At 60.6% G+C, this 24,306-nt stretch carries 23 protein-coding genes and 1 pseudogene; 12 read left to right on the forward strand and 12 right to left on the reverse strand.

Annotated features, from left to right (window positions below):
- Complete coding sequence (locus TRP66_RS20230; RefSeq protein ID WP_333406451.1) at positions 1 to 864, forward strand: DUF3034 family protein; 864 nt, start codon at positions 1 to 3, stop codon at positions 862 to 864.
- On the forward strand, positions 864 to 1,286 hold the full coding sequence (locus TRP66_RS20235) for a group I truncated hemoglobin (RefSeq protein ID WP_442965237.1): 423 nt from the start codon (positions 864 to 866) through the stop codon (positions 1,284 to 1,286). Before TRP66_RS20230 ends, TRP66_RS20235 begins: the two co-directional genes overlap by 1 nt.
- 151 nt (positions 1,287 to 1,437) lie before the next feature.
- On the opposite strand, the gene TRP66_RS20240 is transcribed toward TRP66_RS20235, so the two are convergent.
- Both TRP66_RS20240 and TRP66_RS20245 read right to left on the reverse strand, forming a co-directional pair.
- Positions 1,438 to 3,876: a glucose/quinate/shikimate family membrane-bound PQQ-dependent dehydrogenase gene (locus TRP66_RS20240; RefSeq protein WP_333406453.1), complete on the reverse strand. Its 2,439-nt coding sequence runs from the start codon at positions 3,874 to 3,876 to the stop codon at positions 1,438 to 1,440.
- Positions 3,877 to 3,994: 118 nt separating this feature from the next.
- Positions 3,995 to 5,356: a carbohydrate porin gene (locus TRP66_RS20245; RefSeq protein WP_333406455.1), complete on the reverse strand. Its 1,362-nt coding sequence runs from the start codon at positions 5,354 to 5,356 to the stop codon at positions 3,995 to 3,997.
- Positions 5,357 to 5,684: 328 nt separating this feature from the next.
- Here TRP66_RS20245 and TRP66_RS20250 point away from each other — a divergent pair, with 328 nt between their 5' ends.
- Positions 5,685 to 5,912, forward strand: coding sequence for a VF530 family protein (locus TRP66_RS20250; RefSeq protein WP_333406456.1), 228 nt, complete (start codon positions 5,685 to 5,687; stop codon positions 5,910 to 5,912).
- Between the two features lie 67 nt (positions 5,913 to 5,979).
- The gene (locus TRP66_RS20255; RefSeq protein WP_333406457.1) at positions 5,980 to 6,639 is read left to right on the forward strand and encodes a Pr6Pr family membrane protein; all 660 of its coding nucleotides are present in this window, start codon (positions 5,980 to 5,982) and stop codon (positions 6,637 to 6,639) included.
- Between the two features lie 544 nt (positions 6,640 to 7,183).
- On the opposite strand, the gene TRP66_RS20260 is transcribed toward TRP66_RS20255, so the two are convergent.
- From TRP66_RS20260 to TRP66_RS20275, 4 genes are all read right to left on the reverse strand, one after another.
- Positions 7,184 to 7,942, reverse strand: a complete 759-nt coding sequence (locus TRP66_RS20260) for a siderophore-interacting protein (RefSeq protein WP_333406459.1) — start codon at positions 7,940 to 7,942, stop codon at positions 7,184 to 7,186.
- A complete protein-coding gene (locus tag TRP66_RS20265) occupies positions 7,939 to 8,508 on the reverse strand; it encodes a PadR family transcriptional regulator (RefSeq protein ID WP_333406536.1) in 570 nt (189 codons plus the stop codon). Before TRP66_RS20265 ends, TRP66_RS20260 begins: the two co-directional genes overlap by 4 nt.
- 94 nt (positions 8,509 to 8,602) lie before the next feature.
- The gene (locus TRP66_RS20270; protein ID WP_333406461.1) at positions 8,603 to 11,716 is read right to left on the reverse strand and encodes a transglycosylase domain-containing protein; all 3,114 of its coding nucleotides are present in this window, start codon (positions 11,714 to 11,716) and stop codon (positions 8,603 to 8,605) included.
- 114 nt (positions 11,717 to 11,830) lie between these two features.
- A complete protein-coding gene (locus TRP66_RS20275; RefSeq protein ID WP_333406463.1) occupies positions 11,831 to 12,544 on the reverse strand; it encodes a hypothetical protein in 714 nt (237 codons plus the stop codon).
- Between the two features lie 208 nt (positions 12,545 to 12,752).
- On the opposite strand from TRP66_RS20275, the gene TRP66_RS20280 reads away from it, so the two are divergent.
- Together TRP66_RS20280 and TRP66_RS20285 are read left to right on the forward strand one after the other, a co-directional pair.
- The gene (locus tag TRP66_RS20280; protein WP_333406465.1) at positions 12,753 to 13,145 is read left to right on the forward strand and encodes a hypothetical protein; all 393 of its coding nucleotides are present in this window, start codon (positions 12,753 to 12,755) and stop codon (positions 13,143 to 13,145) included.
- 213 nt (positions 13,146 to 13,358) lie between these two features.
- Entirely contained in the window at positions 13,359 to 13,808 is a 450-nt protein-coding gene (locus TRP66_RS20285) for a hypothetical protein (RefSeq protein ID WP_333406467.1), read from the forward strand.
- Between the two features lie 42 nt (positions 13,809 to 13,850).
- Here TRP66_RS20285 and TRP66_RS20290 read toward each other — a convergent pair whose 3' ends face one another.
- From TRP66_RS20290 to TRP66_RS20300, 3 genes are all read right to left on the reverse strand, one after another.
- Positions 13,851 to 14,513: a hypothetical protein gene (locus tag TRP66_RS20290; RefSeq protein ID WP_333406469.1), complete on the reverse strand. Its 663-nt coding sequence runs from the start codon at positions 14,511 to 14,513 to the stop codon at positions 13,851 to 13,853.
- A gap of 114 nt (positions 14,514 to 14,627) precedes the next feature.
- Complete coding sequence (locus tag TRP66_RS20295; protein ID WP_333406471.1) at positions 14,628 to 15,758, reverse strand: OpgC domain-containing protein; 1,131 nt, start codon at positions 15,756 to 15,758, stop codon at positions 14,628 to 14,630.
- A gap of 202 nt (positions 15,759 to 15,960) precedes the next feature.
- The gene (locus tag TRP66_RS20300; protein WP_333406473.1) at positions 15,961 to 16,326 is read right to left on the reverse strand and encodes a hypothetical protein; all 366 of its coding nucleotides are present in this window, start codon (positions 16,324 to 16,326) and stop codon (positions 15,961 to 15,963) included.
- A gap of 342 nt (positions 16,327 to 16,668) precedes the next feature.
- Here TRP66_RS20300 and TRP66_RS20305 point away from each other — a divergent pair, with 342 nt between their 5' ends.
- From TRP66_RS20305 to TRP66_RS20315, 3 genes are all read left to right on the forward strand, one after another.
- Positions 16,669 to 16,950 carry a type B 50S ribosomal protein L31 gene (locus TRP66_RS20305; protein ID WP_333406475.1) on the forward strand — a complete coding sequence of 94 codons (282 nt, stop codon included), beginning with the start codon at positions 16,669 to 16,671 and terminating at the stop codon, positions 16,948 to 16,950.
- 134 nt (positions 16,951 to 17,084) lie between these two features.
- Positions 17,085 to 18,176, forward strand: coding sequence for a D-alanine--D-alanine ligase (gene ddlA, locus TRP66_RS20310; RefSeq protein ID WP_333406478.1), 1,092 nt, complete (start codon positions 17,085 to 17,087; stop codon positions 18,174 to 18,176).
- Complete coding sequence (locus TRP66_RS20315) at positions 18,173 to 18,583, forward strand: NUDIX hydrolase (RefSeq protein ID WP_333406480.1); 411 nt, start codon at positions 18,173 to 18,175, stop codon at positions 18,581 to 18,583. The genes ddlA and TRP66_RS20315 overlap by 4 nt, the downstream gene beginning before the upstream one ends.
- Before the next feature lie 40 nt (positions 18,584 to 18,623).
- Here the strand turns inward: TRP66_RS20315 and metR are convergent, their stop codons facing one another.
- A complete protein-coding gene (gene metR / locus TRP66_RS20320) occupies positions 18,624 to 19,541 on the reverse strand; it encodes a transcriptional regulator MetR (protein WP_333406482.1) in 918 nt (305 codons plus the stop codon).
- Between the two features lie 107 nt (positions 19,542 to 19,648).
- Here metR and TRP66_RS20325 point away from each other — a divergent pair.
- The 3 genes and pseudogenes from TRP66_RS20325 to TRP66_RS20335 all read left to right on the forward strand — a co-directional run.
- Positions 19,649 to 20,605 (forward strand): annotated as a pseudogene (locus TRP66_RS20325) (5-methyltetrahydropteroyltriglutamate--homocysteine S-methyltransferase); the annotation flags it as partial.
- Positions 20,606 to 20,777: 172 nt separating this feature from the next.
- The gene (locus tag TRP66_RS20330; RefSeq protein ID WP_333406484.1) at positions 20,778 to 21,770 is read left to right on the forward strand and encodes an alpha/beta fold hydrolase; all 993 of its coding nucleotides are present in this window, start codon (positions 20,778 to 20,780) and stop codon (positions 21,768 to 21,770) included.
- 51 nt (positions 21,771 to 21,821) lie between these two features.
- Positions 21,822 to 22,469: a DsbA family oxidoreductase gene (locus TRP66_RS20335; protein WP_333406486.1), complete on the forward strand. Its 648-nt coding sequence runs from the start codon at positions 21,822 to 21,824 to the stop codon at positions 22,467 to 22,469.
- A gap of 133 nt (positions 22,470 to 22,602) precedes the next feature.
- Here TRP66_RS20335 and TRP66_RS20340 read toward each other — a convergent pair whose 3' ends face one another.
- Together TRP66_RS20340 and TRP66_RS20345 are read right to left on the reverse strand one after the other, a co-directional pair.
- Complete coding sequence (locus TRP66_RS20340; protein WP_333406488.1) at positions 22,603 to 22,941, reverse strand: GlpM family protein; 339 nt, start codon at positions 22,939 to 22,941, stop codon at positions 22,603 to 22,605.
- Positions 22,942 to 22,973: 32 nt separating this feature from the next.
- Complete coding sequence (locus TRP66_RS20345) at positions 22,974 to 24,302, reverse strand: sigma-54-dependent transcriptional regulator (RefSeq protein WP_333406489.1); 1,329 nt, start codon at positions 24,300 to 24,302, stop codon at positions 22,974 to 22,976.
- Positions 24,303 to 24,306 lie beyond the last annotated feature (4 nt).

Here is a 24,306-nt window from a genome sequence, read left to right on the forward strand (position 1 = left end):
ATGTCTTTGCGAACTTCATTGTTGTTGGGCGTCCTGCTGGCCATCGCCAGTTCCATTGCGCTGGCCGACAACGGGCGGCTGATCGCCACGGGCGGCGCCAGCAGTATCGAAGGCAGCGCCGGCGGCGGCATCACACCCTGGGCGGTAATCAGCGGCTACGGCGAGCAGGATGAATGGGGCGCGACCGCGTTCGCGACCCACGTCAATCTGCGCAACTACAACCTGGACGTGGCGGGACTGGCGCTCGCCTATGGCAACCGGATCGAACTGTCGTATGCGCACCAGCGTTTCGATATCAGCACGCTGCAACATCGTCTGAGCCTGCCGGACGACAATCTCAGCCAGGACGTGTTCGGCGCCAAGGTGCGGCTGTTCGGTGACCTGATCTACGACAGCCTGCCGCAAGTCTCGCTGGGCATTCAGTACAAGCATCAGAATGACTTCCTCATTCCCAGCCTGGTCGGCGCCGCGCGTGATTCGGACGTCGAAGGCTATCTGACCGCCAGCCGCCTGTTCATGGGCGCGGCCTTCGGCTACAACCTGGTGGTCAACGGCGGGGTGCGCTACAGCCGCGCCAACGAGACCGGACTGCTGGGCTTCGGCGGGGACCGGCGCGACACGCGCAGCCTGCTCAAGGAAGGTTCCATGGCGGTACTGTTCAACCCGCGCTGGGCGATGGGCTTCGAGTACCGGGAAAAGCCGGACAATCTGTCGTTTGCCGGCGAGAGCGACTGGGCGGACGTGTTTCTGGGTTACTTCCCCAACAAACATCTGTCGGTGGTGCTGGCCTATGCCCGGCTAGGCGAAATCGCGACGCTGGAAGATCAGAACGGCACCTATCTTTCGATACAGGGGAGCTTCTGATGATGCGCTCGTTCGCTGTTCTGATGTTCGCCCTGCTGGTGGGCTGCGCGCAGCAGCCGCCAGGCGATGACAGTCTCTACCATGCTCTGGGGGAGCGTGCCGGCATCCAGCGTATCGTCGAAGGCATGCTGCTCAATGTGGCCCGGGACGACCGCATCGTCGAGCATTTTCGCAAGGTCGATATCGAGCGTCTGCGGGACAAGCTGGTCGAGCATCTGTGTGTCGAGGCGGGCGGCCCTTGCCGCTACATCGGCGACAGCATGGAAGAAGCCCATAAAGGCCAGAAGCTCACCCGCAGCGATTTCAACGCGCTGGTGGAAGATTTGATCGCCGCGATGGATGCGCAGCACGTTCCCGTGCCGACGCAGAACCGGCTGATCGCAAGGCTGGCGCCCAAGCGCGGGCAGGTGATCGAGAAGTAGGAGCCAGCTTGCTGGCGATAGCACTGTTGCAGACGCAGAATCTGTGCTGAATCTACCTTTTATCGCCAGCAAGCTGGCTCCTACAGGTCGGGTGGCGACAAAAAAGGCGGCTATCGAAGGATAGCCGCCTTTTTCATGGCTCAGACAACGGTTACTTCGGCAGTTTGAACGCCATGACGTAGTCGCCTTGCTTGGTGCCCAGCGAACCGTGACCACCTGCAACGACCAGCACGTATTGCTGGCCGTCCTTGCCGGTGTAGGTCATCGGAGTGGTCTGGGCACCTGCTGGCAGACGGCCTTCCCACAGCTGCTTGCCGTTACGAACATCGTAGGCGCGCAGGTACTGGTCAAGCGTACCGCTCAGGAACGCCAGGCCGCTGGCGGTGGTAAAGGTGCCGCCCAGGCTTGGAACACCCATGCTCAGTGGGATCGGAACCGGCGAGCTGTCGCGCACGGTGCCGTTCTTGTGCATCCAGATGGTCTTGTGGGTGGTCAGGTCGACCGCTGCCACGTAACCCCACGCTGGCGCCTGGCAAGGCAGGCCCATCGGCGACAGCAACGCTTCGAGGATCACGCCATAAGGCGCGCCCTTGTTCGGCTGCACGCCCTCGGTCTCGCTCTTGCGACCAGGACCGGAAGCGACTTCCTCGGCTGGAACCAGTTTGGAGCGGAACGCCATGTAGCTCGGGTTCACGAATGCGATCTGACGCACCGGGTCGACCGAAATGCCGCCCCAGTCGAACACGCCGAAGTTACCCGGATAGACGATCGAGCCCTGCAGGGATGGAGGCGTGAACGGACCGTCGTAACGCAGCGACTTGAAGTCAATGCGGCACAGCATCTGGTCGAACGGCGTCACACCCCACATGTCGCTTTCCTTGAGCGGAGGCGGCATGAAGTTCAGGTCGGACTTGGGCTGGGTCGGGGACGTCCAGTCACCTTCGACAGCACCTTGCGGCACCGGCACTTCGTTGATCGGCACGATCGGCTGACCGGTGCTGCGGTCCAGCACGTAGATGCTGCCCTGCTTGGTCGAGGCGAGTACGGCCGGCTTCACGCCGTCGGCGGTCTTCATGTCCATGAGGGTCGGCTGACCGCCCACGTCCATATCCCACAGGTCATGATGGGTGAACTGGAAGTCCCAGCGAACGCGGCCGGTGGCGATGTCCAGAGCGACCAGACCCGCGCTGTACTTCTCGGACTCCGGAGTGCGATGGCCGCCGAACTGGTCAGGAGTCTGGTTGCCCATCGGCAGGTAGACCATGCCCAGCTTTTCATCGACGCTGAACATGGACCACATGTTCGGCGAGTTGCGGGTGTAGATCCCGTCGGCGGCGATCGGCGCTGTCGCTTCAGGGTTGCCGCTGTCCCAGTTCCAGACCAGACGACCGGTGTGCACGTCGTACGCACGGATCACGCCGGACGGCTCGTCCATGGACACGTTATCGGTCACGTGGCCGCCAATGATCACCAGGTCCTTGGTCACCGCAGGTGGCGAAGTGGAGTAGTAGCCGCCCGGCGCGAAGGCGCCCATGTTGGCGGTCAGATCCACCGAACCCTTGTTGCCGAAGTCTTCGCACATCTTGCCGGTGTCGGCGTTCAGCGCGATCAGACGGGTGTCGGCGGTCGGGATGAAGATGCGACGCGGGCAGGCGTTGGCGGCCGGAGCTGCCGGAGCGCTGGTGGTCGCATCGGCGGCTGGTGCGGCCGGGCTCTGCGCCGGGGCCTGAGCAGCGTAGGCAGCATCATCGTGATACGAGACGCCGCGGCAGGTCATGTGCGCCCAGCCTTTGAAGTTCTCGGCATTCTGGGTGCTGATCTTCGGATCGAAGCGCCAGATTTCCTTGCCCGAATCCGGGTCCAGAGCGATCACCTGACTGTGTGGGGTACACACGTACAGCATGCCGTTGACCTTGAGCGGGGTGTTTTCCGCCGTGGTCTCGCCCGGATCGTTCGGCCCCGGAATGTCGCCGGTGCGATAGGTCCAGGCCGGCTCCAGCTTGTGCACGTTTTCAGGCGTGATCTGCGCCAGAGGCGAGTAACGGTCGCCGAAACCGGTACGGCCGTAGGACTGCCAGTCACCGTCGGGCATCGCCGGCGCGGTGTTGGTGGTGCCAGCGGTCTCGCGGTCCAGTTGACCTTCGATGCGGCCAGGGTTGGTGAACTGGCTCGCCAGCGCGGCCAGACCAGCCAGCACGACGGCAAAGCCGAGCGCGCCGGTGCCCATGCGCGAAGGCTCGCCACGCAGCAGCGGACGGCGGAACCATGGCAGCAGCAGGACGATACCGAGCGCAAACCACAGTGCCAGGCGCGGCACCAGTTGCCACCAGTCCAGACCCACTTCCCACAATGCCCACACCGTACTCGCGAACAGCAGAGCCGCATACAGACCCAGCGCCGCACGGCGCCCGGTCACCAGCAGCACGCCCGTCACGGAGAAACCGATACCTGCCAGCAGGTAATACAGTGAACCGTCCAGTTGCAGCAGCCGGATACCGCCGGCCAGCAAGGCCAGCCCCATCAACAGGATCACCAGCCCGAGCAACGTCGGTAGCAGGCGATTTCTACTCAAAGCACTATCAGTGCTCATAATGCGAATCTCCGTGAAGAGTGATTGATTGACGTCTCGTTACAGCAAGGCAGTGCTGACGTCATTCGTTGTTACAAATGCTTGGAACGTATTCCCGGCAGTGCGATTCAACCGCCGGTCAGAACGAGAGTTGCAATTTCAGGCCCGCCACCAGCGCGTTGTCCACGCGGTCGACGCCGCCGGGGTGACGCACGTACTGCAAATTCGGCCGTACGGTCAGCCAGTTGGCTGCGTGAATGCCGTAATAGAGTTCAGCGTTGTATTCGGTGTCCTGAAGAGGCATGAAGGCCGGGTCGTCGTAGTCGTAGACCGCTGCTGCGTGGTTTTGTGCATTGGCATTCTTGCGATACGCAGGGTTGACGTGGATGCGTGAAACGCCGAGGCCCAGCGCATCCTGAGGGCGGGCATCGAAGGGGCCTTTGTAGACCATGCCGAGGGAAACATAGTTGTCGACCATATTGGTCTTCTTGTCGTGCAGGGTGCCGTTGGCGAACAGGCTCAGGCCGCGGCTCTGGTCGCTGGCCAGGCTGGTGACCTGCTGACTGAAGTTCAGCCACATGCCGTGCTTGCTCGACGATCCGCGATACGACGTGCCTTCCAGCGCGGCGGAACGGCCGTTGGCGTCCTTGTAGACGTCCTGGCTGTCGGCGCTGCTGTAGTAGTAACCGGCACGGTATTCGCCCGGCAGACCGCCGATTTTCGGTGTCCAGACCAGCTCCACCGGCACGACCGCGCCTTGAGTGCCGCTGCCGCTCAGCTTGAAAGCGTTGTCGTTTTCCAGGTTCGACGGGTTCTGCTCGAACACGCCGATCTGCGCGAACAGCTCCGGATTGAGCTGATACTTGACGCGCATGCCCCACTGGCTGATCGGCCAGTTGTACCAGGTGTCGACGTAGTTGCCGACCTGGGAACCGCACAGCGACAGGTTCTGGAAATCGCAGGGCATGGTGTTGAAGTCTTCGCCTTCGTTGAACCGGCCCAGCTTGATGCTCAGCGCCTGGTCGAAGAACTTCTGTTGATACCAGAGCTGCGTCAGGCGGGTCACGCTGCCGCGACCCCAGACTTCCTGGGACGACGAAATCGTGCCGGTGCGCGGGTCGCCTGTGCGGTCGTTGCCCAGGCTGTCGCCATTGCGGTTGTTCAGCGCCAGCTGGAACTCCGCGTCATGCCAGCCCAACAGCTTCTGCAGATCCAGATGCGCGCTCAAGGTGGTCTGGTCGCTGTAGCGGGTGGCTTTGTCGTGATCGTAACCACCGTGCAGGTTGGCTGCGGTTTCGCTGGTGTAGTCCAGCTTGAAGTCGAAGCCCTGCTGCGACAGTTCGGTACGCTTGCCGCCCCAGTCGCCGAGCATCCAGGGCGAGTCGGAATCGAAGGCAGGCGCGGCCTGCGCGGCGCCGGTCAGGCTGAGCACCGCCAGGCCACAAAGGCCGGCGATGCGAGGGACAGTTACGAAGCAGTGACGCTTGGAATAACTAGGCATGGGAAAAGACATTCTGTTCGAGTTTTTATGGGCGCTGAATGCATAGCCGCCCGCGACCGCATACGCAGACGGACGAAGGCTTTGAAAATGCTGGGAAAATCGATTCAGCAGCGACGGGCGCAATGATAGGGCGCTAACGAGTTTACCACCAGTCACAAAGACGACATTGAGCGTTGCGTTTTTTGCAATAGTGGCAGCTGCGACCTATGCGCACAGTTCTGTGCTCCGTTCATTGGCCCTGTCCGCGACTCTGGCCAACCTGACTCTTCCCGCTGAAGAGCGGCTCGGCTAAGGTGCGCAGCTTCGGTTTTCAGATCTTCGGAGTGACATGACCACGCCCACCCACGATCCCCTGCACGGCGTTACGCTGGAGCAGATTCTCAAGGCCCTCGTCGAGCATTACGAATGGTCCGGCCTTGCCGAGCGCATCGACATTCGCTGCTTCAAGAGCGATCCGAGCATCAAGTCGAGCCTGACATTCCTGCGCAAGACCCCCTGGGCGCGTCAGAAAGTCGAAGCGCTGTACGTCAAGTTGCATCGCAGCAAGGGCTGGTAAGCCAGACTGTCAATTTGCAGAAACCCCGCGTTCAATCGCGGGCGTGTCATTCAAGGACTCATGATCGATGTTCAGCGAACACTCGCGACAGGCGCAGGGATCGCGCTGGTATGCACGGATCGCGGCCTGCCTGGGGTGGGCCGGCCTTGCAATCCAGCTGTATCTGATATTTCTCGGACGTTGGGCCGATCAAGCCAGTCTGCTGGGCGGACTGGTCCGGTTCTTCAGTTTCTTTACGGTACTGACCAACACACTGGTCGCGGTGGCGCTTTCGTGCGCATTGAGTACCGGCCAATCGGCCGGGCATCGTTTTTTCCGAAACCCGGTCATCTGCGGGGGAATCGCCGCAAGCATCGCGCTGGTCGGCATCGCCTACAACGTGCTGTTGCGCCACCTGTGGCAGCCGCAAGGCTGGCAATGGATCGCCGACGAACTGCTGCACGACGTCATGCCGATCCTGTTCGTGCTCTACTGGCTGCTGTTTGTTCCCAAGGGCGCGCTGCGTTTCAGGCATTTGGCGATCTGGATGCTGTATCCGATCATCTACTTCGGATACGTCCTGCTGCGCGGCAGTGTGATCGGCGACTACCTGTATCCGTTCATCGACGTAGGCACCATCGGCTATGCCAAGGCCGTGGTGAATGCCTTGGGTGTGTTGTCGGGCTTCGTGCTGATTGCCTTGCTGGTCATCACCGCGGACAAATCAATCGCCCGCCGCCGACTGTAGGAGCCACCGGGGCGGCGTTCCGCCTTGCTGGCGATGAAGACGACGCGGTGCATCAGTCTGATCGCGTTACGTCCGTCGCGAGCAAGCTCCCTCCCACAGGGTTCGCGCAGGCTGGCTTTTTGGGAGGCAGCTTCACGCAGGATCGGCACAGAGCGCTTTTGTGGGAGCCAGCTTGCTGGCGATAGGCAATGCCTGACACACCGTGTCATCTGGTTTTGCTGCCGCGTTGCGGCAGATCGCTAGCGAGCTAGCTCCTACCACCTTGGGAGCTTGCTGGCGATGAAGACGACGCGGTGCATCAGTCTGATCGCGTTACGTCCGTCGCGAGCAAGCTCCCTCCCACAAGGTTCGCGCAGGCTGGCTTTTTTGGGAGGCAGCTTCCTGCAGGATCGGCACAGGGCGCTTTTGTGGGAGCCAGCTTGCTGGCGATAGGCAATGCCTGACACACCGTGTCATCTGGTTTTGCTGCCGCGTGGCGGCAGATCGCTAGCAAACTAGCTCCTACCACCGTTGGAGCCAGCTTGCTGGCGATTCCCGATCTCTCTTAGCCTTCCCGCTTCCAGTAACCCGCCGCCTTGACGAATTCCTCGTCGAGCCCGAATTCGTCCAGCAGAATCCGCCGCAGCTTGCGCGACAGTCCCGACTCGGTGGCGATCCAGGCGTAAAGCTTGCCTTCCGGCATCTCCAGACGGCGGACGACGTCTTGCAGATCCTGCTCGCCACGCACCACCCAGATCACGTCCACCTGCGCCGCGCTTTCGAAGACCTGCTGCTCCAGCGGGTTGGCGACTTCGGCCACCACCAGCGCCGCCCGGTTGGCCGGCAAGGATTCAAGACGGCGGGCGATGGCGGGAAGGGCGGTTTCATCGCCGATCAGCAGGTAACTGTCGAACATGTCCGGCACCACCATCGACCCACGGGGCCCGGCAATGTGCAGGAACTGCCCCGGCTCGGCCTGCGCCGCCCAGGTCGCCGCCGGGCCTTCACCGTGCAGCACGAAATCGATGTCCAGTTCACCAGTCTGCGGGTCGTAGCGGCGCGGGGTGTAATCGCGCATGGCCGGACGCGGGCCGTCGCTCTCGCTCATCGGTACCCAGTTGTCCAGCGCCTGCTGTTCCTCGGGCGTGCTGGCGAAGAACAGTTTCACGTGATCGTCCGTACCCAGACTGATGAATCCCTCAAGCTCGGGCCCATGCAAGGTGATCCGGCGCATCAGAGGCGTAACGCTGGTCACGCGCAGCACTTCGAGCCTGCGGCGTTTGATTTCGTGCATGACGCGATGAATGGACAGTTGTGAAGTCATTGGGCATTTCCTGAAGAGTGGGCAGGGCCGTCGACGATGGCTTTGGCCGTGTCATTGAGGAGGTCGCGAACCCGCAGGATTTCTTCCGGGCTCCAGCGGCCGTGGTGCAAGTGCAGGGCATGGCGCAGGTTATGAATCGCTTCGTGGATCTCGGGCGGACGATCATGCCCGCGCAGCGATCGCTTGCTGACGTCGATGCGCATCCGCACGCCGTCCAGGGCGACGGCTTGTTCCCCCAGCCAGGCAAGGCCGGCCGGGGTGACGCGGTACAGCTTCTTGCCCGCTTGGGCGTCGCCTGTGATCAGTTCGCTTTCTTCGAGGAATGTCAGGGTCGGGTAAATCACGCCGGGACTGGGGCTGTAGGCGCCGTCGAACATGCCCTCGATCTGACGGATCAGGTCATAACCGTGGCAGGGCTGCTCGGCGATGAGCGCCGGCAACAACAGCTTGAGATCGCCAGGGGCAAATACCCGGGGGCCGCGTCCACCGCGCTCGCGGCCGGGACGTTTTTCGAAGCCGTCGCCGTACTCGCGCAGCGTCGGCGGGTGATGAGGGGTGTCACGCATCGTCATGATCTCTCGTGCCAAGTTAGATATACCGTAAGATATATCTTAATGACTTATCAAGTGATCAGGACGAACGGTTCTCATTTGTGATCGATCACATTCGGTTAGCGACGGCTGGCGAGGGTCCGCTGCACATGGCCGTACCCGCGTGTTCCAGGTAAGGCGTAAGGATCGGCGCCATGCCTTTGAGCACCTGGACCGGCAGGGCGGACGTGAACCGGAACCCTTCCGCAGCCCGCCCCGGCACATAGGCAGTCAGGGTGCCGAAATGGCGCTCGCCGATATAGAACACGAAGGTGGCTGTCCGGTTGATGGCCTTGGAACTGATGATGCGTCCGCCCGCGCCCACGCTTTCGATCCGGTTATCGCCGGTGCCGGTCTTGCCGCCCATGGTCAGCGTTGTGCCGTCCTGCAACTTGAAGGAGCCCTGGACCCGCTTGGCCGTACCGCCCTCGACCACTTGCGACAGGGCTTCACGCAGCGCGGCGGCGACCTCCGAAGGCAATACCCGCTTGCCCAGATCAGGGTTGATGGTGAACAGCGTTTCGTAGGGGGTATTCGCCGCGAAATGCAGACTGTCGATACGCACGGCGGGCAGGCGGATGCCATCGTTCTGGATGATGCCGATCAGTTCCGCCAGCGCGGCAGGCCGGTCGCCCGAACTGCCGATGGCGGTCGCCAGCGACGGCACCAGGTGATCGAAGGGGTAGCCGACCTTCTGCCAGCGTTGCTCGATATCCAGAAACGCTTCGACTTCCATCATGGTGCGAATGCGGCTGTCACGCGCGCTCTTGTGCCGGCTCTTGAACAGCCAGCTGTAAACCTCCTGGCGCTCATGGCGGCTGGCGGTGACGGCCTCCTTGAACTGCGCATCGGGGTTTTGCAGCAGATAGCCCACCAGCCACAATTCCAGCGGATGCACTCGGGCGATGTAGCCTTGATCCGGCAGGTCGTAGGCGCCCGGTCCGTAACTGCGATAAAGCTCTTCCAGACGCTTCTCCGTCAGCTTGCCGCGCGGGGTGCTGTCGCTCAAGTGAGTGCGAACGAAGCTGTCGAATTCCTCTCGCTGCGCGCTGGGCCACAGATAGCGGTGAACGGCGGCGAGTCTGGAAGCGGTCGGGCGAATGCCGTCGAGAAAGGTTTCCAGTCTCTGTTCGGTGGTCTTGTCGCGGTAGCGCTTCCAGAACCGCAGCAGAAAAACACGGCCTTCGCGGTCGGCGAACTCGCTCAGGTATTCCTGGCGACGGGGGTTTCGGTCATCCTTGAGCAAAGCCGCGCTGTTGCTGCCCTGATAGGTGCTGTAGCGCACCACGTCGCGCATCAGACGGATGAACGGCAGGTTGATCGATTCGCGCAGTGATTCGCGCAAGGTCGGGATGCGGGAGTCGTCTTCACGACGAAAGTTGTTGAAGCGATGCAGGCCGCCGCCGGTGAAAAAGCTCTCGGCGGGACTCGCCGAATACTTGCGGTCCAACGCAGCCGAAAGCATTTTCGACAGATCGCGGTCCTTGTTCTGCAGCAGGTAATCCACCGCCCAGCGGGTCAGCCGGTCCGGCGTTTCGACGGGAGCCTTGCGCAACTGCGCGTTGCTCAGGCCCGCGTAGCGGTCATGCAGCTCAGCGATGATCTCAAGATAGGTGGTCAACACCCGCAGCTTGGCAGTCGAGCCCAGTTCCAGCTTGCTACCCTCGTTGATATCGAATGGCTGGTCAGTGTTGTCGGTCTGCACCCGCACCCGCGAGCCGTCGTCACCACGTTCGAACAGCGTAAAGCTATACCGCACTTGCGCCGTACTGGCCGGGGTGAGCAAACGTTCGCCCAGCAAACCGATGCTGGCCGCGAACTCAGGGTTCGCCAGGTCCCGAAGGTATTGACTGACCTTGGTCTGCAACTCCCCTTGCAAGGTGCTGGTCGCCGACAGATCGAGGCGGTCAAGATCATAGAAAGGCCGGTCCAGCAGGGCCGAGAGCCGACTGCGCGCGACGCTGATGCCTTTGTTGGTCTCGTTGGGCTGAACCGTCGGCTGCTGCGCCCAGTCCCGGTAGGCGAGGGGAGCGGTCAGCGCGGCATCGGCCAGCGGCCTGTCGATGATGCCGGCCTGAGCCAGCAAGCGAATGTGACTGTCGGTGAGATCGGCCAGCTCCAGCCGGCCTTTGGACAGATAATGCGAAGGCCGCCGCTGGGCTATGACCAGTGACAGTACCTCGCGCAGCGCCAGCGCCTTGGCCTTGATGCCTTCAGGGTCCACGGGCTCGGAGGCGAGGATTTCATTGGTTTTCGCAAAGTCCGCGCCGAACCAGACGCGCAAGCCTTCCGCCAGCCCGTGCACTTCGCCGTGGCCCGGCACCGCCGACAGCGGCACGCTGTTGAGGTAATCGCGCACGACCTGCTGACGCACGTCGAGCGTCTCGATACCGGGCTGATAGGCGCGCACGCTGGCGGAAATCATCTGCCGCAACTTCTCGACCCCGGACTGCGTCAGCCCGTCGGGCGAGTGGCGATACTTCTCCAGCTGCGTCGCCAGTGTGCTACCTCCCGCCGACTGTCCCGGCAGCGCCAGCATCCGGGCAAACTGCGACCAGGCCGCCTTGACGAAGCGGGGCCAGTCGACTGCCGGATTGGCCAGCGGCTGGTCCGGGTCCAGCAGGTTTCGATTCTCGATGAACAACAGACTGTGGACCACCACCGGCGGAATGGCGGCGAAATCCGGATAAAGCTGCTGGGGGTAGCGAAACTCGTACAGCGGCGCGCCTTGGCAATCGGTGAGCGAAAGGCCGGCCTGGGACTTTTCCTGATAAGGCACGAAAAAACCGCGCTGGCTGTAGCGCAGCAACTCCGGCGAAAAACGCGACTGGCGGGTGATCAGATAATCACGCTTGAGCAGCCGCGGCACGAAATCATCCAGCGCCGAATAACCGAGGCGTTTATCGAATGGCCCGTCCCCGGGGTACACCACGGCGTCGCTGGGGCCAGGCTCCACTGAATAACGCAGACTGGCCGCGAAGCGGTTGAACTCATGCGCCTGGAGTCTGGAACTGCGACTCTCCACCGCAACGGCCGCGCCCAGCGCCACGCCGCCCACTGCCACCACCACCCAGAACACCCGCCATGCATGGCGCCGGCGATGCCGGCGCGGCGCGTTCGGTTGATCCTGACGATCCGCGGGAACTGCATCTTTGTCGATATCGGAATGCCGTAATACGCCCATGATCGAAGCCCGGTAATCCTGCGAAACGCACCTGACACAAGCTTAGTCGCTCGCTGCGCTTGCGGCACAAATTGTCCGGGCGGCTGCGGGCCTTGCACAGGCCCGCGTCACGATTCAGGCATGCACGGCGACGATCGAATCCGGTTTCTTCTCTTCGATCTTCTCGGCATTGCGCTCCAGTTGATAGTTGAGGGTCTTGATGAAGCTGCCAATATTGTTGCGGGCGAACAGCTGACCGTAGTCGATGATCTTGCTGAAATTTTCCAGATTGATCTTGTAACGGTCCGGGAACCGCACCCGGTCATGGTCAACTTGCTCCATCAGCAGACGCGCATGATCTACCAGCGTCTCGCGAAACCCCGCGCGGTTGTTCAACTGCTCAGTCAGAAAGGCCGCCTCCACCGGCGTCAGCACACCGTCGGGGTCGGTGATCTTGACCTGCTGATCGAAGCCCAGGGTAAAACCGAAGTACTTCTTTGCGAGCTCGGGGTTGGTGTAGGAGAGCTGGCTTTTGAGGCTGTAGTAGGAGTCGAACATTTTGCGTAGGTCTTCAGCAGCCTCCTTTTGGAGTCGATTGAGATACTCGTCTCGTATTTCATTGAGTTTCTCTTCCGATAAACCTCTGTAGTACGGATGGATTTCTCCAGTAGCCGTCTTGGCTAGCCAAGGCGTTTCTACGCGGCGATAGAACTCAGCATTGGGATCGCGTTGTTTTGGTGCGTCTGTCTTCTCTGCCGGCTTGAGGGCCGCTACTTCAGACTCAATGAATTGAGGCTTCTTCGCGACCGAGGGTTGCAAGGCGGGAATCTGCATTGTGCCAATTTTCATCGGGTGTTCCTTTTTTAGTCAGTACCGTAAACGCTAACGGCTGATATCGGCAAAACATTGCCTGAAAAGTGCGTAGGAAATTTCTGTTTTGGTACTGCTATGTAGGATTTTTCTGTAATTTTTTCCCGCCTATTGACGCGGTTTTCATACTTCTATTAGTTCGTCTCAAAGGTTGCAGGGTGCAGCCTTAAAACAAAAAGAGATGAGTATGAAAAAATCAAAAAAATGGTTATCTGCACAGTCAGTGGTTTTGGCTTTGAGTATGACAGGGTTGGGGTGGGCTCAAGATATTAGTCAGATCAACGCTGGAGACGAAAAAAGCAATCCTATAAATGAGAACCGGCAAGAGTCAGCGCCGAATTCCTCTCAAAGACCGGAATCCTCAATTCCGTTGGAAGCACTTGATGAACAAGGACAGGCAGTGCATCAACCTGAAAATTTAGTCCAGAGGCAAAACGATTTGCCTGCTAGCCCAGCTGATGTAGAAGAGGTCGCGCAGCCGCTGTTTACGGTCATTGAGGATGGGGTCCACCTCATAAAGAATGCCATTAGCGTGAAGTATCCGGTTCATTATTACGGCTTCGTAGTCCAGAGAGGGTAGGATGTTCTTATAGGCTTGCCTAATGGCGAGCCGGAAGTTGAGGCCTGGAAGGTGGAATACACTGTGAGTGGGGAGTGGGCGCCGCTTAATTTTCGGAATAAAGTGCTCAAGGATCTACAGGTGGGGGATAACGTATTTATTCGGGTTTCCCCAAGGTCTAATACGCTAGCTAACGAAATTCCGTATACTGTCAGTTTTGGCTCGTATCCTGTAATGAAGAAATACGATCTACTAGATGAGCCTGGGGTGCTGCGAATTCCGTCCGGCTATACGGTGCCCGATTGGCTTGCCACACAGATCTACAAGGAGGCTGTCTTGAACGTGGAGTTTTCGGACACCAAAGGTGCTCCACTGAAAGGCGGGGTCGCGGTGTTTGAACTCAGCTTTGGCAAAAACGAAAAGTCAGAAACTCGAGTACTGATAAGCGGCGCTGATGGTACTGCATCAGAGCGTATCCATTTGGGAGCATGTTATGGCGGCTACGAAGCTAACGAGTTTACAGATAAGAACAGAGGCTTCAATACGTGGAAAAGCTGGTACAGAGTGGGCGGGTACCATGTGAGGAATATTCTGCTGGAAACCGCCCCTCCCAAGCCACGTCTATTTTATCTCGGCCATATCTGCACGCAGAAAGTGCAGAGAACCGTGGCTCCCCGCAGCTAAAGCCAAGGCTGCCAGGCAAGCGTATGCTGGCTGGCAGCCTCGTTACACCTCGGTAGAAATATACGTAGATTCTGTACGGGGCGCATAGCTCCTCACCTGGCGCACCCATTCCCCCTGCATGCCGTCAAGACAGTTGCTGAGCACCTTATGGTAGTCAACCATCTCGTGAAAATTATGCAGCCCTATATCACGAGCAGGACCGAACGTCTCATGATCATGTTGGGCAAGAATTATTACAGTCTTCGCATGTGCCTGAATTCTCTCCTTCAAATCCTCGAACCCGTTCAGCAACTCGGTCACGGTAGACCGTTCCGCTTCTGTCAATGCATTCGAATAGTTGATTATCTTCAGGTTTGCATCCGGGCCGAGAGTAAAGCCAAATCCTTTTTTCGCAAGGTCCGGATAGGTGCTTTCCAGGTGGTCTTGAAAACGATGGTAGGTGATTTGCACCAATGCCAGTTCGATGCGATCCATTGATTTCTTGCGATCGATATACTCTTCCAGGCTTGTCACATCCTCATAGCCCGGATCCGCCAGCCATGGTTCTTTCTGGTAGGTGTAAAAGCTTTCGATTGGCGATAGGGAGGATCGTACCTGCTGCTGCGGCTCCAGTGCCGATGTCAGGTCCGACTCGCGTAAAGGCAAGCGCGGATCAGGGGTCCCAGGGACACTGTTCGGCAGGCACGAAACATTAGAAATTTGCATGAAACACCCTCTCTGTTTGATCCATTCCCCATCCGTAACGGCCAACGCCCGCAAACCTTGGCCTGATAACTCTGTGGGAAACTTCCGAGAAGGCGTTTCACTGAGAAGGGGTTCTCAAGTCGGGATCGGCTGGGCGCTTCTGCCGAGTCTTTTATTCAGTTCCAGCCCGTTCGCCATCAGTACCATCAGCCCAAGTCCGAGGATGGCGGTTGTGAAGCGCATCGACCAGGTGTCGCCGGCCAGGGCGTTGGCCATGTCGGCCAATGGCGCGAGCAGGACGCCGAGGCAGAAGATTTCGAGCGAGTAGCGGCCCATGCGCTGTACTTGGCGGGCGGGCCAGTTGTCCAGCCAGCGTTGATCGGCGGGGAGCAGTCTGGCGACGACGTAGACCAGCGCCAGGAAGTGCAGAAGGCGCGCGGGGGCGAGGTCGGTCTTGCTGATCGGGTAAAGCGGTTCCAGATGCAGGATCGATACGAGCGCGGCATGCATGCTGGGCCACTTTTCGCTGAATGTGAGGATGCCGGCGACGACGACATACAGCGCGGCGGCGATGAACAGGGGTTGCTGGCCCAGCGGACGTTGTACGGACGCCGGCGCTGCCTGCGAGCGCAGCGCACAGGCGCCACCCAGCACGAACAGCAATTGCCATGCAATCGGGTTGAAGTACCAGACGCCTCCGCCTTCGTAGGCGCGCAGGTTCCATCCGTAGAGCGGGACCATCAGGTAGAGCGCGAACGACAGGCCCACAGCGATTTCCAGCCTGCGCAGCATCAGCGGCAGGATCAGCGGCAAGGCCAGCAGCAAGACAATGTAGAGCGGCAACGGGTCGGTGAGGTTGGGTTTGAAACGCAGCAGCAATTCGTCGGCGAGCGCTTGCTGCGGATTGCCGACGAAGTATTCCAGGCCCATCTGCTGGACCATGTCGCGGGTTTCCACGTGATTGTTGGCAACGAAGACGATGCCCATCAGCAGTGTCAGCAGAAAGATGTGCACCACGTACAGCACCCAGGTCCGTCGCAGGATCCGCACATTGGCGACCAGCAGTCCGTCGCGCTGGGCGATGCGCCCATAGGCCAGGATGGCGGCGTAGCCTGCCAGAAACACGAAGATTTCCGCGGCGTCGCTGAAACCGAAGTTGCGCACCGTCAGCTGCGCCAGAGGATTGTCCGGTACGTGGTCCCAGAAAATGAAGATCAGTGCCAGACCGCGGAAAAAGTCGATTCTGAGATCGCGTCCGTTACTCATAACGGTGTGCTCTTGAAGTGTCGTCAATGAAAGAAGATCGCGGGTGGGCCCGCATGGTTCCGCCCCGCCTGCCGCTGGGCTGCGGCGCGGCAGGGTGGACTGTCCGGGGGAGAAAAGCAAAGTCGCGGTATTACAGAATGTCTCTGCTTCAGGATTGCGACAGCAAGCGAGCCGGGTGCACCGTCGAACCCGCGGGCGCCTGTCAGGGCTCCATGACCCAGGGTTTGAGGTAGCGCAGGCGCTCTGCCAGCGCGTAGACGTCTTCGCGTCCCTCAAGGCTGGTCCAGCGCAAATGCTGGATCATCGTCTGTTCCTTCGGATTGAGCGCGACGAAGCCGAGCTCGTCCGCCTTGTCCATGAAGGTTTCACGCGGCTTCGCCGGACGGGTCGCGACGATGACCTCCTGCAATGCGTCCTGCAACAACGACACATAATCCGCCAGCATGGAAGGGTTGCACAGCACGTCAGTCTTGTTGACGTACCCGTCGAGCAGGCGAAGCGAGTCACGGGCTTCGATCAAACGTTCATAGGCGGATTCAGGGAGGTTGTAGCAGCGGGTGTCAGGCATGAAGAGTCCTACGGGCTTTTTGTTATGTCATCCCCGATCCTGACCTGCCATCAGACGGGTCCGCGGGTAGCCTGACAAGCGGCGGACGTCTGTGAGCCTTGCGGCGAGATACTGCAATGCTCCGGTGCCGAAACGCTGGTCGCCTGGAGCCTGAAGACGCCATGCGTCGAAATCGCGTGACCGCCCGGACGTGCGCTCATCCGGCAGGAAAGGGCGAACCATAGCCGCAAGCGGCGGGACGATCAAGTTCGTCAATGAGCAGATTCATCAACTGTGATAGCAGCAATGGCGCTTCATTATGTTATGGTATAACAAATCTGATAGAGGTCATCTGGAGGCATCATGAAACCTGGCATTCACCCGGCGTATCGCACCGTTCTGTTCCACGACACCGCTGCGGACGCATTCTTCCTGATCGGTTCCACCGTCGATACTGATCGCACTTACGAACATACCGACGGCAATACCTATCCTTATGTCGCGCTCGATGTGTCCAGCGCCTCCCACCCGATGTACACCGGGCTGCAGCGCAAGGCCACGACCGAAGGTCGGATCGCGGGCTTCAACAAGCGCTTCGCGACGTTCGGCTCCAGCGTGAAAAAAGACAGCGGCGCCGCTCAGTAAGCGCCTCATGATCCCGGCTCGCAGCAATGCGGCCGGGATTTTTCTTTTTGCCAGACGCGCACGACCGCTTGTGCACTGGACTGGACCCTGCAATTGCTTTTATCTTCGCGGCCTGAAAAACAGGAGAACCCGCTTTGAAAAAATCAGTTGCTATCGTTTTCGGTGGGCAATCCAGCGAGCATGAGGTTTCGTTGCAATCGGCACGCAACGTGATCAACGCCATCGACCGTGACAGCCATGAGCTGGTGCTGATCGGCATCGACAAGTCGGGCCGCTGGTTGCGATTCGAGGAAAGCGACTATCTGCTCAACCCGACCGACCCCGCCAGAATCTCCTTGAGCACGGCCGGCAAGGTTCTTGCGCTGTTGCCGGGAGATGCCGGCGCTCAATTCATGGAAATCGAGTCGGGCAAGCGGCTGGCCCGGGTCGACGTGGTTTTCCCGCTCATTCATGGCGCCTACGGTGAAGACGGCGCCCTTCAGGGCCTGCTGCGCTTTGTGGCGACGCCTTGTGTCGGACCTGATGTGCTGGCCTCGGCTGCCTGCATGGACAAGGACGTCACCAAGCGTCTGCTGCGCGATGCGGGTATCGCGGTCGCGCCGTTCGTGGTGCTGACTCGCGGTCAGACTGCCGAGTTCGATGAGCTTGCCACCCAGTTGGGTCTGCCGATGTTCGTCAAACCAGCCAACCAGGGGTCGTCGGTCGGCGTAAGCAAGGTCACCGATGAGGCGGGCCTGAATGCCGCAGTGGCGCTGGCGTTCGAATACGACCACAAAGTGCTGATCGAGCAGGGCATCGTCGGCCATGAGGTGGAATGCGCGGTGCTGGGCAACCATGAGCCGCAGGTCAGCGTATGCGGTGAAGTCGTGGCCAATGATGAGTTCTACGCCTACGACACCAAATACCTGAACGATGGTCAGGCGCGCATTGCCATTCCCGCCGACATGCCGGCACAGCTCAGCGATCAGGTGCGTGACGTTGCGCTCCAGGCGTATCGAGTACTGGGTTGCGCAGGCCTGTCACGGGTGGATTTCTTCGTCACCGATGATCATCGGATCATCATCAACGAGGTCAATACCATGCCGGGCTTTACCTCGATCAGCATGTACCCCAAGCTGTGGCAAGCCAGCGGCCTGACCTATCCGGCACTGATTGATCGTCTGATCACGCTGGCACTGGAACGCGCGGACGAATCGCGCCTGCTGAAGACGGAGATTTTCGAATGAATGTGATTCACATCGCCGCGGCATTGCTGATCGGCCCGGACGGTCGGACGCTGCTGGTCCGCAAGCGCGGCACCGAGGCGTTCATGCAGCCCGGCGGCAAGATCGAGCCCGGGGAGCCGGCGCTGCAAGCGTTGGCCCGTGAACTGGACGAGGAACTGGGCCTTGCCATCGATCCGCTGCAGGCCGAATTCCTCGGCGAGTTCAGCGCTCCCGCGGTCCATGAAGCCGGATTCGAAGTGCTCTGCCAACTGTTCCGGATCCAGACAGACGATGCCGTGGTTGCCGGCGCCGAGATCGAAGAAGTGGTCTGGGTGGGCGCGGATACTCATCCGCAACTGGACCTCGCGCCCCTGACCCGTGACGTCATCCTGCCGCTGTATCGCCAGCGTCTCGCCGAAACCATCTGACGTTACAGGTTCATCCCGCTGCGTCGGGATGAACCTGATCTCAGCGAACCGCGCTCACTCCGTCCAGCGTCGAGAACGACGTGTCCTTGGCCGTCAACAGGAAGTCGCGCATGAAGGGTGCGTCGAGCATGTCGGCGCGAATCGCCGCGTAGAGTGTCGCGAACAGCCCTTTCTCTCCCAGCCGCTTGCCCCTCACGTAGCCTCGCGAACTGTATTCGTGCAGCGCCCAGTGAGGCATTCCGCACACGCCGCGTCCGCTGGCGACCAGTTGCATCATCATCACCGTCAGTTCAGAGGTGCGGATCTGGGCCGGTTCGACGTCCGCCGGTTCGAGAAATCGGGTAAAGATATCCAGACGGTCGCGTTCTACCGGATAAGTGATCAGGGTTTCGGTCAGCAGGTCCTCAGGCACTATGTACGGCCGGTTTGCCAGCGCATGCTGGTTGGCAACCGCCAGCATCGCTTCGTAGGTGAACAAGGGCACATAGGTAATGCCAGGCAACTCAAGCGGATCGGACGTCACCACCAGATCCAGATCGCCGCGCGCCAGGGCGGGCAGGGGAGCGAAGGAGAACCCTGAAGTCAGATCAAGCTCGACCTCAGGCCAGGCGTCGCGAAACTGATCGATGGTTGGCATCAGCCACTGAAAGCAACTGTGGCATTCGATTGCCATGTGCAGGCGCCCGGCCGTGCCGCCCGCCAGCCGAGCGATGTCACGCTCGGCGCCGCGTAGTTGCGGCAGTATCGAGTCGGCCAGTTGCAGCAGGCGCAGGCCGGCGCTGGTGAAACGAACCGGCTTGGTCTTGCGCACGAAGAGCGGCATGCCCAGGCGTTCTTCCAGCTCCTTGAATTGATGCGACAGCGCCGATTGGGTCAGATGCAGACGCTCGGCGGCTTCTACGAGTGAATCGGCTTCGCGCAACGCATGCAGCGTCTTGAGATGGCGTATCTCCAGCAACGTCGGGGCTCCATGAAATAAATTTGAGATCAACACGAAAAGAATGAGTTTGTCTCATGGGCTGGTCGCTGTCGACAATACCCGCCTGATTTTATGGAGACTGCAACATGACCCTGATTCACAATCCCGGAATTTCCGCCGCCCACATCGAGCGTGAGCTGGGAACCGCATTGGACGCCTGCCGGCGTGGCGAGCTGGGTCAGCAAGCGTTGCGCTCGATTGACCGGCAGCTGCGGGCGGCCCATTGGCAGGCGCAAAAAGAGTCGGGGATCGAACTGGTCGCGGCGGGAGATCTTGCGTGGTACGACCGGGTTCTCGTGCAATCCCTGACATTCGGCGTCATTCCTGAAGGGCTCATCGATACCACTTTGCAATCCGGTCTGCCGACCCTCGACACACTGTTCGGCGCCGCGCGGGTCGAACGAGCCCGCTGGTTCGACAGCGATGCTCGCTATTGCGTCCCGGAATTCACCTGCGACCAGCGCTTTCGCCTGAGCTGGGAGCAATTGTTCGAAGACGTTGAACAGGCCCATGCGCTGGGTCACAAGGTCAAGCCGGTGTTGATCGGCCCGCTGACGTACCTGTGGCTGGGCAAGGCGAAAGATGAAAGTTTCGACCGGCTCGAGCTGCTGGACCGCCTGTTGCCGGTCTATGGCGAGGTCCTGGGACGTCTCGCTGGCCTGGGGGTGGAGTGGATTCAGATCGACGAGCCGATTCTGGGCCTCGATCTGCCGCAAGCCTGGAAGACCGGCTTCGAGCGTGCCTACCACAGTCTCCAGTATTCGCCGCTCAAGAAACTCATCGCCGCGCAGTTCGGTGTCGTACCGGAAAACCTCGGGCTGGTGGCGTCGCTGCCAGTGGCCGGGCTGCACCTCGATCCGGTGCTGACGCCCGAGCAACTGACCCACGTCCTGGATCGCCTTCCGGCGTACAAGGTTCTCTCGCTGGGCATCGCCAACGCCGGCGACACCTGGACGCAGGATCAGAGTGCCGCGCTGGCAGTACTCGACCTGGCGCAGGAGCGCTTCGGGGAAAACCTCTGGTTCGCGGGGTCATGTTCGCTGCCGAGTGAGCACACGGGTGAGGAGGTGCCGGAAACATTGGACGCCTGATGGATAGACCGTCGGGCGACCGCTGATCCCCATTCATCAAACTGTCACCGAAGTGTGGCAGCGCGCTGTAAAAAACATCATCAGACTCGTCGCTCACTGGGGATCTGTTTGTTGGTGTTTTTCAATGCGGGTTTTTATCTTTCTGGCCGCGCTCTTGTGCGGCTTGCCGTCTTTTGCGGCCTCTCGATGCAGCGTCGATGTGCCCACTCAAACCGCCGAAGTCGAACATGTACGGCTGGCCTATCAGAGCATCGGCAGCGAGTCCGACCCGGCGCTGTTGCTGGTCATGGGGCTGGGCGGGCAGCTGATTCACTGGCCGGACGAAGTGGTGGTCGCCTTATGCGAGCAGGGTTACCGGGTGCTGCGTTACGACAACCGTGATGTCGGCTTGTCCACGTGGGTGCAGCCGCCTGCCGATGCCAACCTCACCTATGAAGTCTTGCGCTACAAGCTCGGCCTGCCGGTTGCGGCGCCTTATTCGCTGACCGACATGGCGGATGACGCACTGGGCCTGATGGATGCTCTGCGGATTCGCCGCTTCCACGTATTGGGCGCCAGCATGGGCGGGATGATTGCCCAGCATCTGGCAGACATGGCGCCGCAACGGGTCGAAAGTCTGACATTGATCATGACAAGTTCCGGCGCGCAAGGCTTGCCGATGCCCTCCAGCGCGCTGATGCAGTTGCTGGCACGTCGCGGGGCGGCGAGCCGCGAACTGGCGCTCGAACAACAGGCCGATCTGCTGGCCGCCCTGGGCAGCCCGCAGGTCAAGGACGATCGCCAACAGTTGTTGCATCAGGCGGCGCTGTCCTACGACCGGGCTTTCAACCCGGAAGGCGTTAAGCGGCAGATCCTGGCGATCCTGGCCGAGCCCAGCCGGGTCGAGCTGCTCAATCGTCTGCGCCTGCCGGTGCTGGTGGTGCACGGCACGGCGGACCCGCTGTTGCCGGTGATGCATGGCGTACATGTAGCGGCGCACATTCGCGGCAGCCAGCTCAAGCTTATTCCGGGGCTGGCCCATCGTTTTCAGGAAGCCTTCAAGGCGCCGCTGCTGGGAGCGGTACTGCCGTATCTCAAGGCGCAGCACGAAGACGATCGTCACGTCGCGCGGTTGTAAGGCATAGGGAGGGGTGTATGGTGGAGTCTTTGCCAGACGAGCGAGGACTCCATGACTACCGCCTTGAAAATCGATTTTGTGTCCGACGTCTCTTGCCCGTGGTGCGTAGTCGGCTTGCGTGCCTTGAATGACGCGCTGGAGGTGCTGGGCGACGAAGTCCGGGCGCAGATCCACATTCAGCCTTTTGAGCTGAATCCTCAGATGCCGGCCGAAGGCCAGGACATCATCGAACACATCGCCGAGAAATACGGCTCCACCCCGGAGCAGATCCAGGCCAACCAGGACGTCATTCGTGCGCGTGGCGCGGAGTCCGGATTCGAATTCGCCAAGGGCGAACGGCGGATCTACAACACCTTCGATGCACACCGGCTGCTGCACTGGGCCGGGCTCGAAGGCCGCCAGCCCGCGCTGAAGGAGGCACTGTTCAAGGCCTACTTTACCGATCTCAAGGACCCCTCCGACCGCCGTACCCTGGCTGACGTGGCGCAGAGCGTCGGGCTGGACCGAATGCGCGCGCAGGAGGTTCTCGACTCCGACGAGTTCGCGTCCGACGTGCGGGAGGCGGAACAGCTATGGGTTTCGCGTGGCGTGAGCTCGGTGCCGACCATCGTCTTCAACGATCAGTACGCTGTATCGGGCGGCCAGCCGGTCGACGTCTTCGTCGGCGCGATTCGCCAGGTCATTGCCGAAGCGAAGTGATCAGGCGTTTTCCGAGGTCGGGCATGCGCTCTTCGTAGGAGCTGGCTTGCCAGCGATCCGCCGCGGTGTGTCAATCAGATCGCGTCAGGACCCATCGCCAGCAAGCTGGCTCCTACACGCTGCGGGCAGGATTTCAGGCGTGCACTCGCGTCCAGACCGTCACCAGAATGAAGGCCGCCACCAGCCAGGCCAGTACGGCCAGGGCGAGGGAGGTTTCCAGGCGCAGGCGATCGACCAGCAGGTAAAGCGTGGCGAGGTACAGGAAGTAGGGAATGATCGACCACATGCCGAACAGGACGGTGGCTTTGAGGTCTTCCACCGACCGGCCCCGACCGATGATGTAGTGCGCGATCAGGGCGAAGGTCGGAAACAGCGGCACCAGCCCGGCGATGTAATAGTTTCGGGTTTTGGCGAGCATGGACATGATCACCACGACCGCTCCGCCCAACAGGGCCTTCAAGACTAAATCCACAAAGCAACTCCGAGTCTATTGAGGGCGGCCAGTCACAGGCCGTACTTCTTGACCTTGTCGAACAAGGTGGTCTTGGCCATGCCCAGCTCTTGGCTGGCCTGGCTGAGATTACCGCCGCTGCGTTGCAGGGCTTCGCCGAGCAGATTGCGTTCGAAGGCCTCGACCGCTTCGGCAAATCCCAGGCTTGCGCTTTCCTGGCCGCTTGCAGATTGCTTGAACGCCGGGAGTCCCAAGGCATAGCGTTCGGCGACGTTGCGCAATTCGCGCACGTTGCCCGGCCAGTCATGACTCATCAACTGCGATTGGGTCTGGCGATCCAGCATCGGCGGCTCACGGTCGAAGCGCAGCGACGACAATTGCAGAAAGTGCTCAAACAGTTGCAGGATGTCTTCGCGTCGCTCCCGCAGCGGCGGCAGTTCCAGCGTGACCACGTTGAGCCGGTAGTTCAGGTCGCTGCGGAACTGCCCCGTCTTGCTCAGCTCGTTCAGATCGGACTTGGTGGCGGCAATGACCCGGCAGTCGACCTCCACGCTCTGGTTCGAGCCCAGTCGCTCCAGGGTGCGTTCCTGTAAAACCCGCAGCAGCTTGACCTGCAGATTGATCGGCATGCTTTCCACTTCGTCGAGAAACAGCGTGCCCTTGTGCGCATGCTCGATCTTGCCGATGCGTCGCTTGCCGGCACCCGTGAACGCATTGGCCTCATGGCCGAAGATTTCCGATTCGAACAGGCTTTCGGCCAGCCCGCCGCAATTGAGCGCCACGAACTGACTGCCGCTGCGGCGGCTGAAATCGTGCAGACAACGCGCGACTAGCTCCTTGCCGGTGCCGGTTTCGCCTTCGATCAGTACGTTGGCCGAGGTATCCGCGACGTTGGCGATCAGCGCCCGCAGGTTCTGCATGGCCGGGGAGCGGCCGATGATTCTGCCCTGCAATGAATCGCGCTCGGCCAGCTGTCTGCGCAATGCCCAGACTTCCCGCGCCAGACCGCGCTGTTCCAGTGCCCGGCGTGTGACATCCACCAGTCGCTCCGGCGAGAACGGCTTTTCCATGAAGTCATAGGCGCCGTCGCGCATCGCGTTGACCGCCATCGAGATGTCGCCATGGCCGGTGATCAAGACCACCGGCAGGCTCTTGTCCCGGGCCTTGAGGCGGCTGAGCAATTCCAGGCCATCGATGCCTGGCAATCGAATGTCGCTGATGACGATGCCTGCGAAGTTGTCGTCGACCCGCTGGAGCGCTTCTTCGGCGCTGGTGACACCTTCGCTGGCAATGTCCTCAAGCGCCAGCGCCTGCTGGCAGCCCAGCAATACGTGGGGATCGTCTTCGACGATCAGAACGGTGAGGTCGCTGTTGATACTCATGGGT

Origin of the sequence: Pseudomonas sp. JDS28PS106 (assembly GCF_036706555.1) — a bacterium.
Taxonomy (GTDB): Bacteria; Pseudomonadota; Gammaproteobacteria; order Pseudomonadales; family Pseudomonadaceae; genus Aquipseudomonas.